Origin of the sequence: Massilia frigida (assembly GCF_011682175.1) — a bacterium.
GTDB lineage: Bacteria > Pseudomonadota > Gammaproteobacteria > Burkholderiales > Burkholderiaceae_D > Telluria_A > Telluria_A frigida.
Genome location: NZ_WHJG01000098.1, coordinates 1 through 2,579, shown reverse-complemented (window position 1 = coordinate 2,579; position 2,579 = coordinate 1). Strand labels below are relative to the sequence as shown.

Here is a 2,579-nt window from a genome sequence, read left to right as displayed (position 1 = left end):
AATGGGATATCTACGGCGGCAAGCGGGGCGAAATCGTTAAAGATGTTTCGTATGACCTCGGCGTTCTGAGCTATGTCTATCCGTCCAATGCATTGCCGGTGAGCGCCAATACCACTGAAATCTATGGGCAGGTCGGCTACGGTCCGGCCTATCTGAAATACTCGCACTCGGTGACCAACCTTTTTGGTTTCGCGGATAGCAAAAACAGCGGCTATTTCGACCTCGGCGCCAATATGGACGTTTCAGCCGGATTCACCGTCAACTTGCACGTCGGTCATCAAACGGTGAAGAACAACTCGATTTTCAATTACACCGACTGGAAAGTCGGCGTTACCAAGGATTTCGGTGTTGCGACCGGGAGTCTGGCCGTGATCGGTACAAATTCAGACAACTACGTGGGACCGCTGCCCGAAAACAAAAATCTCGGGAAAAATTCGCTCATTCTTTCAGTCAGCAAGACATTTTGATTTGAAATGATCCATCAAGGCGTTGGCGCCATTGCAATCACGACCGTGATAAATTGCGATAGCGCGCGCCTTAAAATTCTACCCACTTGTCTGGGCCGTCGCTTGCCTTCGTCGACGTAGTCTTAGCAGTGTTACTTGTAAGTTTTCTAGTCGCCGGACTTGCTTTCATCCGATTACCTGATTGCGGCGCGGCAGCAACGGTTCTCCGTGCCGTCGGTGCGGGTACGGACTGCAACTGGAATGCGCTATCGGACAACTTGAACACGCTGACGACTTGCGACAGGCTTTCTGTCTGGTTCTGCATGCTCTCTGCCGCCGCGGCCGCCTCCTCGACCAAGGCGGCATTCTGCTGGGTGACGTGATCCATTTGGATGATCGCCTGGTTGATTTGGTCGATGCCGCTGGTTTGCTCTTGGCTAGCCGCTGCGATTTCGCTAATGATATCGGATACGCGTTTTACGCTGGCGACCACTTCATCCATCGTCGCGCCTGCCTGATTGACCAGTTTGGTGCCTGCGTCGACTTTTTCAACCGAGTCGCCGATCAAGGCCTTAATCTCCTTCGCGGCACCGGCCGAACGTTGCGCCAGATTGCGCACTTCCGATGCTACGACCGCAAAGCCTCGCCCTTGCTCGCCGGCGCGCGCTGCTTCGACAGCCGCATTCAGCGCTAGAATATTGGTTTGAAACGCGATGCCGTCGATGACACCGATGATGTCAACGATTTTCTTCGACGAAGCGTTGATTGAGCCCATCGTCGCGACCACTTGCGATACCTCGGCGCCGCCCCGCAACGCCACTTCGGAGGCCGTCACTGCCAGCCCGCGCGCCTGGTTCGCGTTGTCTGCATTCTGCTTCACCGTGGAAGTCAGCTCTTCCATCGAGGACGCGGTTTCTTCTAGAGAGGATGCTTGTGTTTCAGTTCTGGATGACAGGTCCATATTGCCCGATGCGATTTGCCGCGATGTGTCTGAAATTGAATCGGTGCCGGCACGCACCTCGCCGACGATCTTGGCCAAACTGCCATTCATGTCTTTCAAGGCCTGAAACAACAGACCGGTCTCATCCGTCGATTGCACCACGATGTTCTCGCTCAGGTCGCCCGACGCGACGGTTTGTGCGACCTGTACCGCTTGATTCAAGGGGCGCAAGATGCTACGAGAGATGAGGATAGCGACAACGACACTGACCGCCAGCGAAACCGCTAGAATTGCCAACAGTAGCAGGGTGGACGACTGAATGATGGCCTTGGCCTGGCTTTCGTCGTGTCCCGCACGCTTAATCGACATGTCCACTACCTGGTTGATCGCCGTGCGGTGCGTTTCGTAATACTGTTTCATCTTCACCATCGCCGCTGTTGCTGCCTCCTTTTCCTGCTTTTGGATTGCGGGTATGTATTCATTGAAGGTCACGGCATAGAACGCGGCCGCCGGCATGTGTGCTTGATTCAGCAAGGCGTCGTTCAGTGCGGTTTCCAGTTTTTGTTTTTGCCAATAGTCGTGACGGGTGTCGTATTCGCCTTTCAAGGCTTTCAGGCGCTCGATCAATTTGTCCTGATCTGCCTTTTCCGTCGCCTCGGACAGTTGTAGGGTCACCAGATAGGATTCGATGATGTATTCCGGAGGCGGCAGAATGTCGGCGATCAAATCCTTGCTTTCAACGATGCGATCGTAGATCGGGCCACTTACTTTCAGTTCATGTAAGGTTTTGAACGACCATGCCCCTGACACCGCAAAACCGATGACGAAAAGTGCGATCAACAGTACAAAGCGTGTCCGTATTTTCATATTTTGAAAATTCATGGTCTCTCCTTTTGACTTCAAATCAAGTATCTAAAATTCTTCCCGTTATCCGCCTCGGTGTTGTAAGCCGGAACCCCAGAAAATTCTGTCACCGCAACTTCAACCTGCAAGTGTCTTGATGCGCTCTGCAAGGCGCCCGAATGCTTCAGTCACATATTCCACCGCCTTCGGGTCTGCGCCTTGCGCATGTAAAGATCCTATGAAGCTTCCCAGATCGGCAAGCCATTGCCGATGTTGCTTGTTCAGCGCGTTGACTTGCGGCTGAAATACTTGTAGGTTGCCGCTGCCAAGAAACGCCTGGTAGCCGGACT

The 2,579-nt window shown here is 53.4% G+C and carries 2 protein-coding genes and 1 pseudogene; 1 reads left to right on the top strand and 2 read right to left on the bottom strand.

Annotated elements, in window-relative coordinates; translation table 11 throughout:
- Window positions 1-467: TorF family putative porin (locus tag F2P44_RS34010; RefSeq protein WP_167094467.1), on the top strand; the 467-nt coding region annotated here is incomplete at its 5' end.
- Window positions 468-537: 70 nt separating this feature from the next.
- On the opposite strand, the gene F2P44_RS34005 is transcribed toward F2P44_RS34010, so the two are convergent.
- Window positions 538-2,268, bottom strand: coding sequence for a methyl-accepting chemotaxis protein (locus tag F2P44_RS34005; protein ID WP_167094465.1), 1,731 nt, complete (start codon window positions 2,266-2,268; stop codon window positions 538-540).
- Between the two features lie 99 nt (window positions 2,269-2,367).
- A pseudogene (locus F2P44_RS34000) lies at window positions 2,368-2,579 on the bottom strand (transposase); the annotation flags it as partial.